Raw genomic sequence first — 13875 nt, forward strand, 5'->3', positions numbered from 1 at the left:
CCTTCGCCGGGGGTGCATTGCCCCGGCTCAATGGATCGATGCGAAGAGAGGTCGGCGCTAGATCAGTTGGTTCAGCGCCTGGGCAATTCCAAGGCCACCCAGAACAATCCAGACCGCGGCGGCAAGTCCGGCGATATAAATCCACAGCCGCCTTGCCGAATTGTGATCGCGCCTAAAAAGACCCCTGAACGGCGGGCGAATTCCCGAAGGCTCCCCCCGCAGCGCAGAACTATCGTGCAGTTCCATGAGGTTGGGCGAGCCGCCGTCCGGAAACTCGGATCGCACCAAAGCCGGCGGCGGCGGAACCTCCACCGCGTCGTATGTCACTCGGTCGTATATGTCCTTGAGCCGGCGATAGATGAAAGCAGTGTCGTTCCGGTCCTGCGCCCCAAGCGTATCGCGTGCAAGATTCAGGCGTTGGTCCACCGTATGCTTCGAAATATCGAGCAGCCGCGCAATCTCCTTCGAGGTCTTGTGCTCGATAAGCAGATCAAGGCAGGCCCGCTGCTTCTCGGTGAGGCGCAGCCAGCGTTCAAGCTCTTCTTTTGGGTGCGACCCCGAATCATCCATGTCATGCTTTTGTCACACACGTCCCTGCGCGATCAAATCGAGGGATCGTAGCAGCCTGGCGTAGTGCCTAAAAATCGCGGCGGTGCGCCTGGCTGCGTTTGTCATCGCCTGGGCACTACTACTCCTAAAAGCCTGTTGAGCGAGGACGATTTCTGCGTCCCTTACTCATCCCGTCGAGCCGGGCGCGGTTGCCCGGTCATCAAACGGGGTGGACATGGGCGCAGGATTCAACGGTGTGGAAGCGCAGGGCCGGGGCGCGCGCATGCTCCGCACGGCCCTTGGGCCAATGATCGCCGACTGGCTCACCGACCCCGCGGTGATCGAAATCATGCTGAACCCCGATGGTCGGCTCTGGGTCGACCGGCTCGGCACGGGAATTTCCGAGAGCGAATTCGGTCTGAGCGCCGCCGACGGCGAGCGCATCATCCGGCTCGTGGCCCATCATGTCGGAGCCGAAGTCCACGCGGGGGCGCCGCGTGTGTCCGCCGAACTGCCGGAAACGGGCGAGCGCTTCGAAGGGCTTCTGCCGCCAGTCGTGATGGCGCCGACGTTCGCAATCCGCAAACCGGCAGTCTCGGTGTTCACACTGGCCGACTATGTCGACGCGCTGATCATGTCGGACTTGTCCGCCGAGATCCTTCGCTGTGCCGTGGCCGAGCGCAAGAATGTCCTCGTCGCCGGAGGGACGGGGACCGGCAAGACGACACTTACCAACGCCCTGCTGGCCGAAGTTGCGAAATCATCAGATCGCGTGGTTCTCATCGAGGATACACGCGAACTCCAGTGCGCCGCGCCCAATCTCGTCGCGATGCGCACGAAGGATGGTGTCGCTTCGCTGTCCGACCTCGTCCGCTCATCGCTCCGCCTGCGCCCCGACCGGATCCCGATCGGCGAGGTGCGCGGCGCCGAGGCGCTCGACCTTTTGAAGGCGTGGGGCACCTGCCACCCTGGTGGGATCGGTACGATTCACGCCGGGAGCGCCATCGGTGCTCTGCGCCGGATGGAGCAGCTTATCCAGGAAGCGGTGATCACCGTCCCGCGCGCGCTGCTCGCCGAGACAATCAATCTCGTCGCCGTCCTCGTTCGTGACGGCGCCGGGCGCCGCCTTGCCGAACTCGCCCGCGTGGACGGGCTCGATCCCGTGGCCGGCGATTACCGGCTCACCTCGCTCATCACCCCTGAAGGAGACCGTCCATGATCCATGCCTGCCGGCATGGCGCACGCCGCGCCATGCTCTGTTCGACCGCACTGTTCGTCGCGCTGGCTGTTGCCGCTCCCGCTCGCGCCGGCGGCTCGTCGATGCCGTGGGAAGCCCCCCTCCAATCGATCCTCGAAAGCATCGAGGGGCCGGTTGCGAAGATCGTCGCGGTGATCATCATCATCGTGACCGGGCTCAGCCTCGCGTTTGGCGACACCTCGGGTGGCTTCCGGCGCCTCGTGCAGATCGTGTTCGGGCTGTCGATCGCTTTCGCGGCGTCGAGCTTCTTCCTTTCCTTCTTCTCCTTCGGCGGCGGAGCGCTGGTCTGATGGACCGGGAAGGGGAGGTGCCGGGCTTTTTCGCGCCGGTTCACCGGGCACTCGCCGAGCCGATCCTGCTCGGCGGCGCTCCGCGCAGCCTCGCGATCGTCAATGGCACGCTTGCCGGCGCGATCGGGCTTGGCCTTCGCCTCTGGGTCGCCGGGCTCGCGATCTGGGCAATCGGCCATGCGCTCTCGGTCTGGGCGGCGCGGCGCGATCCGCAGTTCGTCGACGTCGCGCGGCGGCACCTCAAATATCCCGTCTGGATGCGGCCATGATGAACCTTGCCGAATATCGCGCGAAATCCGCCTGCCTCGCCGATTTTCTCCCGTGGGTCGCGCTCGTGGGCGAGGGCGTGGTGCTGAACAAGGATGGATCGCTGCAGCGCACGGCGCGCTTCCGCGGCCCAGATCTCGACAGCGCCACGCCCGCCGAACTGGTCGCAGTGACCTCGCGGCTGAACAATGCGCTGCGGCGGCTCGGTTCGGGCTGGGCGGTGTTCGTCGAGGCGCAGCGCCTGCCGGCGAGCGACTATCCGCAGTCGGACTTTCCCGACCCCGCCTCGTCGCTGGTCGACATGGAACGACGCGAGCAATTCCGAGAGGAAGGGGCGCATTTCGAGAGCCGCTACTTCCTGACCCTCCTGTGGATGCCGCCGGCCGAGGATGCCTCGCGCGCGGAAGGGTGGCTCTATGAGGGAATGGCGCGGATGGGGGTCGACCCGCGCGAGCATGTCGCGAGCTTCACTGACCGGACGAACCGCGTCCTCCATCTCGTCGAGGGCTTCATGCCTGAGGCCGAATGGCTCGATGACGGCGAGACGCTGACCTACCTCCATTCGACCGTCTCGACCAAGCGCCAGCGCGTCCGCGTGCCCGAGACGCCGGTCTATCTCGACGCGTTGCTCACCGATCAGCCGCTCGTTGGCGGGCTGGAGCCGCGGCTTGGCTCGACGCATCTGCGCACGCTGACGATCACCGGTTTTCCGTCATCGACCTGGCCGGGATTGCTCGACGAGCTGAACCGGCTCGCCTTCGCCTATCGCTGGTCGACGCGCGCGATCATGCTCGACAAGACCGACGCCACCAAGCTCCTGACCAAGATCCGGCGGCAATGGTTCGCGAAGCGCAAGTCGATCGCGGCGATCCTGAAAGAGGTGATGACCAACGAGCAGTCGGTGCTCATGGACAGCGACGCCTCGAACAAGGCGGCCGACGCCGACGTCGCGCTGCAGGAGCTTGGCGCCGATCACGCGGGCATCGCCTATGTGACCGCCACGGTGACGGTATGGGACGAGGATCCGGCGCTTGCGGCCGAAAAGCTCCGGCTGGTCGAGAAGGTCATCCAAGGCCGCGACTTCACCTGCACGATCGAGGGCATGAACGCGATCGAGGCCTGGCTCGGGAGCCTCCCCGGCCATGTCTATGCCAATGTCCGGCAGCCCCCCATTTCGACGCTCAATCTCGCCCACATGATCCCCCTCTCCGCCGTGTGGGCGGGGGCGGAACGGGACGAGCATTTCGGTGATGCCCCCTTGCTGTACGGCAAGACCGAAGGCTCGACCCCGTTCCGCCTTTCCCTCCATGTCGGCGATGTCGGGCACTGTCTCGTCGTCGGCCCGACAGGCGCCGGTAAGTCGGTGCTGCTCGCCACCATGGCTATGCAGTTCCGGCGCTACGCGGGTGCGCAGATCTTCGCCTTCGATTTCGGCGGCTCGATCCGCGCTGCGGCGCTCGCAATGGGCGGCGACTGGCAAGATCTCGGCGGCGCGCTGCACGATGGCGAGGGCGGGGTGGCCTTGCAGCCGCTCGCGCGGATCGACGAGGCGGCCGAGCGGAGCTGGGCGGCCGAGTGGCTCGCCGCGATGCTCGCGGGCGAAGGCGTCGGTATCGATCCCGCGGCAAAGGAGCATCTCTGGTCGGCGCTGACCTCGCTTGCTACCGCGCCGGTGTCGGAGCGCACGCTGACGGGGCTCGCCGTGCTGCTTCAGTCGATCGAACTCAAGCAGGCGCTCGCGCCCTATCTCGTCGGCGGTCCCTGGGGCCGCCTGCTCGATGCCGACGAAGAAAGGCTCGGCAAAGCGCTCGTGCAGGTGTTCGAGACCGAGGGTCTTGTCGGCGCGGCGTCGGCAGGTGCGGTGCTTTCATACCTGTTCCACCGCATCGCCGGGCGCCTCGACGGCTCGCCGACACTGATCATCATCGATGAGGGCTGGCTCGTTCTCGACAGCCCAGCCTTCGCAGCGCAGCTTCGTGAATGGCTCAAGACGCTACGCAAGAAGAATGCGAGCGTCATCTTCGCGACGCAGAGCCTCGCTGATATCGAGACCTCGAGCATTGCGCCCGCGATCATCGAGAGCTGCCCGACGCGCATCTTCCTGCCGAACGAGCGCGCGCTCGAACCGCAGATCGCGCGCATCTACGAGCGGTTCGGGCTCAACGACCGGCAGATCGAGATATTGAGCCGGGCAACGCCCAAGCGCGACTATTATTGCCAATCGCGCCGCGGCAACCGCCTCTTCGACCTGGGGCTTGGCGACATTGCGCTCGCCTTCACCGCCGCCTCCTCGAAAACCGACCAGACGCGCATCGGCGAGCTCTTCGCCGCGCACGGCCGCGCCGGTTTCGCGGCCGCCTGGCTCTCCCACCGCAAGCTCGATTGGGCGACCGAGCTGCTGCCTCCCATCGTCGCCCCCAACCAGGAGTCCCCCAAATGAAGAAGAATCTCGCCCGCGCTCTCGCTGTCGCGCTGCTCGCAACCGCCTCCGGCCCCATGATCGCGGCGCCGGCCACCGCGCAGGTCGGCGGCATCGTCCACGACCCGCGCAACTTTTCGCAGAATATCCTGACCGCCGCCCGCACGCTCGAGCAGATCAACAACCAGATCAAGCAGCTCCAGAACCAGGCGACCTCGCTGCTCAACGAGGCGCGGAACCTCCAGAGCCTGCCGACGTCGACGCTCGGCGAGCTGCAGGCGCAGATCGACCAGACCAAGCAGCTGCTGAGCGAGGCCGAAGGCATCGCCTATGACGTGGCCGAAATCCGCAAGGGGTTCGAGCAGCGCTACAAGGGCACCGCCTTTTCCGGCCCCGCGGCCACTATGGTCGCCAATGCCGAGGCGCGCTGGAAGGACAGTGTCGGCGCCTTCGAGGACGCGATGAAGGTGCAGGCCGGCATCGTCTCGAACATGGGCGGCACGCGGACGTCGATCTCGACCATCGTCGGCGCCAGCCAGTCGGCGACCGGGGCGCTGCAGGCGGCGCAGGCGGGCAACCAGTTGCTGGCGATCCAGTCACAGCAGATTGCCGATCTCGCCGCCGTCATGACGGCACAGGGTCGCGCCGAGATGCTCGATGCCGCGCGTGCGGCGGCGGCCGAGGCCGAAGGCCGCGAACGCTTCCGCCGCTTCCGCAAGGGCAATTGAGATGGGCCGGGCGGGCGGTCTGGTGATGGCGGCAATCGTCCTGGGTCTAGCGCTGACCCTTGCCCTCATCGCCGCGCTCGATCCGCCCGTGCCCCGTGCGTCCGCTCCCCAGATCTCCGGAGCGGACGCACCCCCCGATTATGGCGACACGCTGCGCCGCTGCCGAACCGCCACCGAAGCCGATCCCGAATGCGAGGCGGCATGGGAGGCGAAGCGGCGTCACTTCTTCCGTTCTGGAAAGCCCGAGCAATGAACGACACCGGCGTTATCGACAATTTCCTGTCGGTCTTCTCGACCTACATCGACAGCGGCTTCGGCCTGCTCGGCGGCGAGGTCGGCTTCCTCTCCTCGACGCTCATCGTCATCGACGTGACGATCGCGGCGCTCTTCTGGGCGTGGGGCACCGACGAGGATGTGCTGCAGCGGCTCGTCAAGAAGACGCTCTATATCGGCGTCTTCGCCTTCATCATCGGCAATTTCCAGGCGCTCTCGGTCATCCTGCTCGAGAGCTTCGCAGGCCTTGGCCTGAAGGCGAGCGGCGGGGCAATGGCGATCGGCGACTTCATGCGCCCCGGCATGATTGCCGCGACCGGCCTCGACGCCGCCGAGCCCTTGCTCGATGCGACGGCCGATCTCGTCGGCCCGGTGGGCCTCTTCACCAACTTCGTGCAAATCCTGATCCTGCTGATCGCCTGGGTGATCGTCGTCTTGGCCTTCTTCATCCTCGCGGTGCAGGTCTTCGTCACCATTCTCGAATTCAAACTGGTGACGCTCGCGGGCTTCGTCCTGCTGCCGTTCGCTTTCTTTAATCGCACTGCCTTCATGGCCGAGCGCGTTCTCGGGCATGTGATCTCCTCGGGCATCAAGCTGCTCGTGCTCGCGGTCATCACCGGCATCGGCATCACTCTGTTCGAGCGCTTCATGGAAGCGGGCCTCGGCACCGAGCCCGACATTCGCGAAGTGATGGCGATCGCGCTCGGTGCGCTGACGCTGCTCGGCCTCGGTATCTTCGGTCCTAGCGTCGCCAACGGTATCGTTGCCGGTGGCCCGCAGCTCGGCGCTGGCGCCGCAGCGGGGACGACGTTGGCCGCCGGAGCGACGATCGCCGCCGGTGCCGCAGGCGCGACCCTTGCGGCCGGCGCGGCCGCTTCGATGGCCGGCAAGGGAGCGGCGGGAGCCTCGCGCGCTTCCGGATCGGCCTCGGCCTCCTACGCCCGCGGCGCTGCGGGCAAGTCGGGGATGCGGGCTTTCGGATCGGGCATGGCCAATGTCGCGCGCGACGCGGCGAGCGGCGCGGGTTCGCCGCTCCGGCAGGCCGCGGCCAAGCTTCGCCAGAACTTTGCCGAGGGGCAGGCCGGCAAGCCTGCGCCTGCCGCAGCCGGGGCGGAGCCTTCCGGTCAGCCGGGCTGGGCCGCTGCGATGAAGCGGCGGCAGGCGATCACCTCGGGTGCCACGATCGGCGCGCAGACCCTGAAGCAAGGCGACAGCCATGGCGCCGGCTCATCCCCCGACATCAGCCAGAAGGATTGAGAGCATGTTCCGACGACCTCACCAACATTATGGCAAGACGCCCGAGCCGGTGACGCCCTATCAGCGTGCCGCGCAGATATGGGACGATCGCATCGGCTCGGCGCGCGTCCAGGCGAAGAACTGGCGGCTCGCCTTCTTCGGCTGCCTCGCGCTCTCGGGCGGCCTTGCCTCGGCGCTCGTCTGGCAATCGCTGCGCGGCACGATCACGCCTTGGGTGGTCGAGGTCGACAAGCTCGGCGCGGCAAGGGCGGTCGCGCCGGCGGACTCCGATTACGCGCCGACAGATCCGCAGGTCGCATTCCATCTTGCGCGCTTCATCGAGCATATCCGCTCGATCCCTGCCGATCCCGTCGTGCTCCGCGCGAACTGGCTGAGTGCCTATGACTTCACGGCCACCTCGGGCGCGCAGGCGCTCAACGACTATGCGCGCAACAACGACCCGTTCGCCGAGATCGGCAAGCGCCAGGTCGCGGTCGACGTGTCGAGCGTGATCCGCGCATCGAAGGACAGCTTCCGCATCGCCTGGACCGAGCGCCGCTATCAGGACGGCGGCCTCATCGAGACCTCGCGATGGTCGGCGATCGTGACCGTCACGATCCTTCCGCCGCGCACGCCCGACGCTCTGCGCAAAAATCCGCTCGGCGTCTTCGTGACTGCGATCAACCTCTCAAAGGAGCTCAATCAATGACGATCCGCCTTTCCCTTCTCGTCGGCGCTGCGGTGGTCGCGCTGCCGCTCCACGCCGCGCCGGGCGATCCGCGTGTGCAGGTCGGCCGCGCAAACGATGCCGCGCGCGTCCAGCCCGAACGCACGACCTTCCTCAATGCGATCCAGCAATATGCCTGGGCCGAGGGCGCACTGTTCCAAGTCTATACAGCGCCGGGCCAGGTTACCGATATCGCCCTGCAGGAAGGCGAGGAGCTGGTCGGCCCGGGTCCCGTCGCCGCGGGCGATACGGTACGGTGGATTATTGGTGACACGCTGAGCGGCGAGGGCGCGACGCGACGCGTTCATATCCTCGTGAAACCAACCCGGCCCGACATCGTCACGAATTTGATCATCAACACGAGCCGTCGGACATATCACATCGAGCTGCGCGCGACGCCTTCGACCTATATGGCGGCGGTTTCGTGGCGCTATCCGCAGGACGAACTGATTGCGCTTCGTGCCGCTGAAGCCGCGCGCGTGAGATCCGCGCCCGTCGCCGGCGGGATCGACCTGCCGTCGCTCAACTTCGCCTACCGGATCAGTGGCGACAAGGTGCCGTGGCGCCCGGTGCGTGCGTTCGATGACGGCCGCCAGCTCTTCGTCGAGTTCGGCCCTTCGGTCGCGACCGGCGAAATGCCGCCGCTGTTTGCCGTCGGCGAGAAGGAGGCGGCCGAGCTGCTGAACTACCGTGTCGATGGCCGCTTCATGATTGTCGATCGGCTGTTCGAGCGTGGAGAGCTACGGCTCGGGTCCGGTAAGGCGGAGAAGAAGGTCCGCATCTCGCGCGACGTGCCGGTCGGGCGAGGCCGCCCGTGAGCCGGCAGGAAGGCATGCCCGAGGATCGAATCGATGGCCGGGAGGCGATCGCGTCGGCGCCGGAAGCGGAGCCGGCGGCGATTGCGCCGCCGAGCCCCGATGGCTTTCGCCTTGGGGGCGAGCTGCCGCGTGTCATGCGCTTGTCGCGAAAGACTCTCGCCGTGCTGGGCGGGGCCGCCGGGATCGCGATCGGTGGTGCCTTGCTCTGGGCGCTGCGGCCGGTCGATCCCAGAGCCGCGCAGGAACTGTATGAAGTCACGGCACCGAACCGCTCGGAGACTGTAACCGGCGCCCCAGCCGATTACGGCGCCGTCCCGAAACTCGGTCCGCCGCTGCCGGGCGACCTCGGCCGACCGATCGTTTCGGCGCAGAAGGCGGGGGAGCCGATGCCCGCGCCCGCGATGGGACCGCCGCCACCTGACCCGGCGCAAACGGCCCGCGAACAGGCGAGACTGCGCGCTCTCCAGGAGCGTGAAGCCGCCGAAGGCAGCCGGCTCTTCCTCGGGGGGAGCAGCGCGGCGGTGTCCGGGACGGCTTTGGCGCAGACGCCGCCTTCGCAAGTCCAGCCTCAGAGCGATCCGAGCGGTGGAGCAACTCGCCGGCAGGCCTTTCTAGCCAGCGGTCCGCGTGGCGCGATCGAAAGCGTTGAGCGCGTCGTCGCGCCTGGTTCGGCCTCCATCATCCAGGCGGGAACCGTCATTCCGGCGGCTCTGATTACCGGAATCCGGTCCGACCTGCCCGGCCAGATCACGGCGCAGGTTACGCAGAACATCTACGACAGCCCGACCGGGCGCCTGCTCCTGATTCCGCAGGGCGCCCGATTGATCGGCGAATATGACAGCGAGGTCGCGGCGGGCCAGCGCCGGGTCCTGCTCGCTTGGGACCGGCTCATCTTGCCCGGAGGGCGCTCTATTCGCCTTGACCGCCAGCCGGGTGCCGATGCCACCGGCTATGCAGGACTCGAGGATCGCGTGAACAATCATTGGGGGCGCATGCTGCGCGCCGCTTTGGTTTCGTCGCTCCTCGGCGTCGGTACCGAGCTGGCCGCGGGCGGCGAGGATGATCTTGTCCGGGCGCTCCGATCGGGCTTGCAGGACAGCACGAACGAGGCAGGTCGGCGAGTTGTGGAGCGCGAGCTTTCCATTGCACCTACGATCACCATTCGGCCCGGCTTTGCCTTTCGGGTGCTTGTGACGCGCGACCTTGTCCTAGACCAGACAGGAGGAGACGCGAGATGAGCAAGCTTAGGCTCGGACCCGTAGTTGACGAAAAGCCGGTCAAGCTGACAGTCGAGCTGCCGGGTGCACTTGTCCGTGATCTTGCGGACTATGCGAGGGTACACGCCAAGCTGACCGGTCTGGTGACGCCGCTGCCCCCCGAGCGACTGATTGGTCCAATGATCGAGCGCTTCATTGCAAGCGATCGGGAGTTCGGCAAACAGCGGCGCAGGGAATCGTAGATGCGCGGCGATCGCGCTCCGCGCCGTACTGCCCAGCCCCCGGCGCCAAGCGAGCGCTTCATCACTGTGGAGGATTTTGCTCGCGTAGCCCGGCTCTCGCGCCGGACGATCGACCGCTACCGGCGCGACCGCCCTGTTGGCTTCCCCAAGGAGTATGACGTGAGCCGGGGCAGGGTGCCGCGGCCGCGGTTCAAGCTGGCAGATGTCCTTGCTTGGATGGAGACGCGGGCGCTCTGGTAGGCGCGACGATTGAGGTGAGGTGCTCGAATAAGCCAGTTTGCCGACGTACTGTGAACCGCAAAGTTCTCAGCTTTTCCCGGCTAACCAATCGTCGGGCACGCGGATTCATCATTCGCTGTCCCCGACGCGCTCCCCGTGCGCAAGGCCTGAGCGGTTCGACGATGAGCACGATTACAGTCGTTACTCGGGACGGAACCGAGCATGTTGTCGAGGCCGCCGAAAGGCCACGATGGACCTGATCCTTACGGGGCGCCATTTCGACACTTAAGAATCACTCGACCTGGGCATTGTGAACGCGCCCGCGCCCGAGGGCGGTGCCTTGTCCGCAGCGCGCGAATTCGCTGAACGCCTGCTCGAAAATTCGCCGTCCGCCATCGGCGCTTGCTCATTGGCGGCAATGTCCGTTTTTTGCGTTCCGAGTTCAAAACTGATCGACCGCAACCATTTGGATTTTGGGACGCCGGCAGGCTTCGAAAAGCCGGCGAGCCGAGCTGCGGAGGTCGGCGCGTAGCCATTCCCCAAAGCAGGATGAATTTGCAGTCTAGATAGTCTCTCTACCAGGCAGCGCGGATTTGGACTGAACGCGCTTCGCGACTTCCAACATTGGACAATCTCTCTCTGCCTCGTCGCTACTCTGGGGCGATGAGGGAGGCCCGAAGATGAATGCAGTTCTTGCACCGCGAGATTTTCACCCCGATATCGCAGAACTGACCGACCGTCAGCTCCTGCGCGAGCTGTCCTACATCGACGGCCGCTGGACCGCGGGCGCCGATGGAAAAACCTTCGAAGTCAGCGATCCGGCCTGTGCGCGACCAATCGCCTGGGTTGCTTCGCTCGAGGCTGGCCAAGCCGGGAGCGCGATCGACGCGGCAGCGAACGCGTTGCCAGGTTGGCGCAGCGCTTTGCCCCAGGAGCGCTCCCGCCTGCTCCGACGCTGGCATGATCTTGTGGTCAGTGCGCGTCGGGACCTCGCTCGCCTCCTCACACTCGAGCAGGGCAAGCCCCTCGCAGAGGCGCTGGGAGAAATCGACTATGCTGCCTCCTTTATCGAATGGTTTGCCGAAGAGGGTCGACGTCTCAATACAGAGAGCGTCACGAGCCATCTCGCCGACGCTGAAATGGTCGTGCGCCGGGAAGCGCTGGGCGTAGCGGCCGTCATCACGCCCTGGAATTTTCCGAGCGCGATGATCACGCGCAAGGCTGCTGCTGCGCTCGCCGCCGGGTGCACTGTCGTCGCGCATCCCTCGTGCGAAGCTCCCCTGTCCGCACTGGCGCTCGCCGAACTCGCCGAGCGTGCCGGTATCCCCCCCGGTGTGTTCAATGTAGTGACGGGCGATCCCGCGGCGATCGTTGGATGCCTCACCGACGATGTGCGCGTGAGAGCGCTGAGCTTTACCGGGTCCACCGAAATCGGTCGCCTTATTGCCCCGCGCTCGGCTGCGAGCATGAAGCGGCTTGTCATGGAACTGGGCGGCCACGCGCCTTTCATTGTCTTTGCCGATGCCGACCCCGACGAGGCGGCGCGGCTTGCCGTCGACGCGAAATTCGCAACCTCGGGGCAGGACTGCCTCGCCGCGAACCGCATCTATGTCGAGCGGCCGGTCCTTGCGACCTTCCTCGAACGCTTTGCGGCGCGGATCGCCCAGCTTCGGGTCGGCCCGGGAGCGGAGCTGGGTGTCGATATCGGCCCGCTGGTGCACGAGCGTGCCATGGCAAAGATCGAAGCGCAGGTTGCCGATGCGCGGACGCGGGGCGCGCGGCTGGTCGTGGGCGGCGCGCGTCATTCAGCAGGCCCTTTGTTCTATCAGCCGACCTTGCTTGCGAATGTCCCCGACGAGGCTCTCATCATGCGGCAGGAAACCTTCGGTCCAGTCGCCGCTGTCGCGGCCTTCGATAGCGAGACGGAGGTCATCGCGCGCGCGAACGACAGTGAATACGGCCTTTGCGCATATGTCGTGACCGCTAACGGCGCTCGCCAGAAACGCCTCGCGCGCGCTCTCGAATATGGGATGGTCGCGGTCAACCGCGTGAAGATCACCGGCGGTCCCGTGCCGTTCGGAGGCTGGAAACAGTCGGGCGTCGGCAGAGAGGGGTCGCGCCACGGCCTCGACGCCTTCTCCGAGCTCAAATATATCTGTTTTGATTCAGTTATCTAGGCCCATTTCAAGGAGAATGGCATGTCGAACTTCAGCAGCGAATTGGCGGCTTGGGACCGCGATCATTTCTTCCATCCCTCGACCCATATGGGCGCTCATGCGCGCGGTGAAACCCCGAACCGGATCATGGCAGGAGGGAAGGGCGTTTTCGTCACGGACAGGGAAGGCCGGACCAGTCTCGACGCGTTCGCCGGTCTTTACTGTGTCAACGTCGGTTACGGGCGCACCGAGATCGCCGATGCAATCGCCGAGCAGGCGCGCGAGCTGGCATATTATCACGCCTATGTGGGGCACGGCACAGATGCGTCGGTAACCCTCGCCAAAATGATCATCGACCGCGCCCCCCAAGGTATGAGCCGCGTCTTTTTCGGCCTTTCGGGTTCCGACGCGAACGAGACGAACATCAAGCTCATCTGGTATTATAACAATGTTCTCGGCCGTCCCGAGAAGAAGAAGATCATCTCCCGCTGGCGGGGCTATCATGGTTCGGGGGTTATCACCGGCTCTCTGACCGGCCTTCAAGCGTTCCACAATGCGTTCGACCTTCCGCGGGCGCCGATCCTTCATACGCAGGCGCCCTATTATTTCCGCCGCGACGATCGTTCAATGAGCGAGGAAGCCTTCGCGCAGCATTGTGCGGACAAGCTTGAGGAACTGATCCTCGCGGAAGGGCCCGACACGATCGCAGCTTTCATTGGCGAGCCCGTCCTCGGCACCGGAGGAATCGTGCCACCCCCTTGTCTCGCAGAGGGGCGTCGTCATCCCGCGTGGCATGGCAAGATGCCGTGAGGACGCGCATCTTTATGTTAGCGCTTGGGAGATCTCGGTTGCCAACTGGGACGCGAACTCTTCGAAAGCTGCCGTGACGCGCTGGTGGTCACCGGTAGCGAGTAGGTCCATCAGGAGTCCGCGCACCTGCGCCAGAATGCGGGTCGCCAGACTTTCGGCCTCCGGGCGCCGGTAGCCCATCTCGACCAAGCGGTTGACGATGAGGATGATCCAGTCCGAGACCATCCCGGCGAGGAAGGCTCGGTGCTTGTCGGGTTGGCTTATGGCGAGCCCGTACACTTCGAATGCCAGTCGGAAGTAGCGTTGCCCTTCGGCTTGGCTCCACCGCTGCCATTGGTCGCGGACGACCCAAACCAGATCGTGTCGCGCGAAGTGGGAGGCGATCGAGGCATGCTCGAGAATCGCTCGGAAAACTTCGGCTAACAGCTGCTCGCGTGTTCCGAAATGATGACGCAGCGTCACGTGAGAGACGCCGACCGATTCGGCGAGTGCCCGGACGGACTGACCGTTGAGGCCGTTGTCGAGCAAGTGATTCAGCACCGCCTCGAGCAGCTCGGGGCGTCGGTGCTGGTAGCGCAATGCGCGGCCGTCTTGCCGTGTCGCATTTCCACTTTCGTCTGTCTCTTCCATCGACGCTTGACTCCAATTCTACATTCGCATAATAAA

Annotated in this window: 15 protein-coding genes; 13 read left to right on the forward strand and 2 right to left on the reverse strand. The window is 65.5% G+C overall.

What is annotated here, in order from left to right:
- Nucleotides 1–57: 57 nt before the first annotated feature.
- Nucleotides 58–570 (reverse strand): helix-turn-helix transcriptional regulator, encoded by a 513-nt coding sequence (locus QOL68_RS17700; RefSeq protein WP_282950310.1) that lies wholly within the window; start codon nt 568–570, stop codon nt 58–60.
- A 262-nt stretch (nt 571–832) separates the two neighbouring features.
- On the opposite strand from QOL68_RS17700, the gene trbB reads away from it, so the two are divergent.
- The 13 genes from trbB (at nt 833) to QOL68_RS17765 (ending at nt 13209) form a co-directional block, all read left to right on the forward strand.
- The gene (gene trbB, locus QOL68_RS17705) at nt 833–1768 is read left to right on the forward strand and encodes a P-type conjugative transfer ATPase TrbB (protein WP_282950311.1); all 936 of its coding nucleotides are present in this window, start codon (nt 833–835) and stop codon (nt 1766–1768) included.
- The gene (locus tag QOL68_RS17710; protein WP_282950312.1) at nt 1765–2097 is read left to right on the forward strand and encodes a TrbC/VirB2 family type IV secretion system protein; all 333 of its coding nucleotides are present in this window, start codon (nt 1765–1767) and stop codon (nt 2095–2097) included. Before trbB ends, QOL68_RS17710 begins: the two co-directional genes overlap by 4 nt.
- The gene (locus QOL68_RS17715) at nt 2097–2366 is read left to right on the forward strand and encodes a VirB3 family type IV secretion system protein (protein ID WP_282950313.1); all 270 of its coding nucleotides are present in this window, start codon (nt 2097–2099) and stop codon (nt 2364–2366) included. Before QOL68_RS17710 ends, QOL68_RS17715 begins: the two co-directional genes overlap by 1 nt.
- A complete protein-coding gene (gene trbE / locus QOL68_RS17720; protein ID WP_282950314.1) occupies nt 2363–4804 on the forward strand; it encodes a conjugal transfer protein TrbE in 2442 nt (813 codons plus the stop codon). Before QOL68_RS17715 ends, trbE begins: the two co-directional genes overlap by 4 nt.
- Nucleotides 4801–5511 carry a P-type conjugative transfer protein TrbJ gene (gene trbJ / locus QOL68_RS17725; RefSeq protein WP_282950315.1) on the forward strand — a complete coding sequence of 237 codons (711 nt, stop codon included), beginning with the start codon at nt 4801–4803 and terminating at the stop codon, nt 5509–5511. Before trbE ends, trbJ begins: the two co-directional genes overlap by 4 nt.
- A gap of 25 nt (nt 5512–5536) precedes the next feature.
- Complete coding sequence (trbK-alt, locus tag QOL68_RS17730; protein WP_282950316.1) at nt 5537–5764, forward strand: putative entry exclusion protein TrbK-alt; 228 nt, start codon at nt 5537–5539, stop codon at nt 5762–5764.
- On the forward strand, nt 5761–7041 hold the full coding sequence (gene trbL / locus QOL68_RS17735; RefSeq protein WP_282950317.1) for a P-type conjugative transfer protein TrbL: 1281 nt from the start codon (nt 5761–5763) through the stop codon (nt 7039–7041). The genes trbK-alt and trbL overlap by 4 nt, the downstream gene beginning before the upstream one ends.
- A gap of 4 nt (nt 7042–7045) precedes the next feature.
- A complete protein-coding gene (trbF, locus tag QOL68_RS17740; protein ID WP_282950318.1) occupies nt 7046–7729 on the forward strand; it encodes a conjugal transfer protein TrbF in 684 nt (227 codons plus the stop codon).
- Nucleotides 7726–8565 (forward strand): P-type conjugative transfer protein TrbG, encoded by an 840-nt coding sequence (trbG, locus tag QOL68_RS17745; protein ID WP_282950319.1) that lies wholly within the window; start codon nt 7726–7728, stop codon nt 8563–8565. The genes trbF and trbG overlap by 4 nt, the downstream gene beginning before the upstream one ends.
- Nucleotides 8566–8579: 14 nt before the next feature.
- Nucleotides 8580–9803, forward strand: a complete 1224-nt coding sequence (locus QOL68_RS17750) for a TraB/TrbI/VirB10 family type IV secretion system protein (RefSeq protein ID WP_282950320.1) — start codon at nt 8580–8582, stop codon at nt 9801–9803.
- On the forward strand, nt 9800–10024 hold the full coding sequence (locus QOL68_RS17755) for a DUF2274 domain-containing protein (protein WP_282950321.1): 225 nt from the start codon (nt 9800–9802) through the stop codon (nt 10022–10024). Before QOL68_RS17750 ends, QOL68_RS17755 begins: the two co-directional genes overlap by 4 nt.
- 899 nt (nt 10025–10923) lie before the next feature.
- Nucleotides 10924–12420, forward strand: a complete 1497-nt coding sequence (locus QOL68_RS17760; protein ID WP_282950322.1) for an NAD-dependent succinate-semialdehyde dehydrogenase — start codon at nt 10924–10926, stop codon at nt 12418–12420.
- A gap of 21 nt (nt 12421–12441) precedes the next feature.
- Nucleotides 12442–13209: an aminotransferase class III-fold pyridoxal phosphate-dependent enzyme gene (locus QOL68_RS17765; protein ID WP_282950323.1), complete on the forward strand. Its 768-nt coding sequence runs from the start codon at nt 12442–12444 to the stop codon at nt 13207–13209.
- 12 nt (nt 13210–13221) lie between these two features.
- Here the strand turns inward: QOL68_RS17765 and QOL68_RS17770 are convergent, their stop codons facing one another.
- On the reverse strand, nt 13222–13839 hold the full coding sequence (locus QOL68_RS17770; protein WP_282950324.1) for a TetR/AcrR family transcriptional regulator: 618 nt from the start codon (nt 13837–13839) through the stop codon (nt 13222–13224).
- Nucleotides 13840–13875: the final 36 nt, after the last annotated feature.

It is taken from the genome of Sphingopyxis sp. Geo25, assembly GCF_949769135.1.
Taxonomy (GTDB): domain Bacteria; phylum Pseudomonadota; class Alphaproteobacteria; order Sphingomonadales; family Sphingomonadaceae; genus Sphingopyxis.

Excerpts from the sequence above, each read along its gene's own strand:
- QOL68_RS17700 (WP_282950310.1), bottom strand. The coding sequence starts at position 570 with ATGGATGATTCGGGGTCGCACCCAAAAGAAGAGCTTGAACGCTGGCTG.
- trbB (WP_282950311.1), top strand. The coding sequence starts at position 833 with ATGCTCCGCACGGCCCTTGGGCCAATGATCGCCGACTGGCTCACCGAC.
- QOL68_RS17710 (WP_282950312.1), top strand. The coding sequence starts at position 1,765 with ATGATCCATGCCTGCCGGCATGGCGCACGCCGCGCCATGCTCTGTTCG.
- QOL68_RS17715 (WP_282950313.1), top strand. The coding sequence starts at position 2,097 with ATGGACCGGGAAGGGGAGGTGCCGGGCTTTTTCGCGCCGGTTCACCGG.
- trbE (WP_282950314.1), top strand. The coding sequence starts at position 2,363 with ATGATGAACCTTGCCGAATATCGCGCGAAATCCGCCTGCCTCGCCGAT.
- trbJ (WP_282950315.1), top strand. The coding sequence starts at position 4,801 with ATGAAGAAGAATCTCGCCCGCGCTCTCGCTGTCGCGCTGCTCGCAACC.
- trbK-alt (WP_282950316.1), top strand. The coding sequence starts at position 5,537 with ATGGCGGCAATCGTCCTGGGTCTAGCGCTGACCCTTGCCCTCATCGCC.
- trbL (WP_282950317.1), top strand. The coding sequence starts at position 5,761 with ATGAACGACACCGGCGTTATCGACAATTTCCTGTCGGTCTTCTCGACC.
- trbF (WP_282950318.1), top strand. The coding sequence starts at position 7,046 with ATGTTCCGACGACCTCACCAACATTATGGCAAGACGCCCGAGCCGGTG.
- trbG (WP_282950319.1), top strand. The coding sequence starts at position 7,726 with ATGACGATCCGCCTTTCCCTTCTCGTCGGCGCTGCGGTGGTCGCGCTG.
- QOL68_RS17750 (WP_282950320.1), top strand. The coding sequence starts at position 8,580 with ATGCCCGAGGATCGAATCGATGGCCGGGAGGCGATCGCGTCGGCGCCG.
- QOL68_RS17755 (WP_282950321.1), top strand. The coding sequence starts at position 9,800 with ATGAGCAAGCTTAGGCTCGGACCCGTAGTTGACGAAAAGCCGGTCAAG.
- QOL68_RS17760 (WP_282950322.1), top strand. The coding sequence starts at position 10,924 with ATGAATGCAGTTCTTGCACCGCGAGATTTTCACCCCGATATCGCAGAA.
- QOL68_RS17765 (WP_282950323.1), top strand. The coding sequence starts at position 12,442 with ATGTCGAACTTCAGCAGCGAATTGGCGGCTTGGGACCGCGATCATTTC.
- QOL68_RS17770 (WP_282950324.1), bottom strand. The coding sequence starts at position 13,839 with ATGGAAGAGACAGACGAAAGTGGAAATGCGACACGGCAAGACGGCCGC.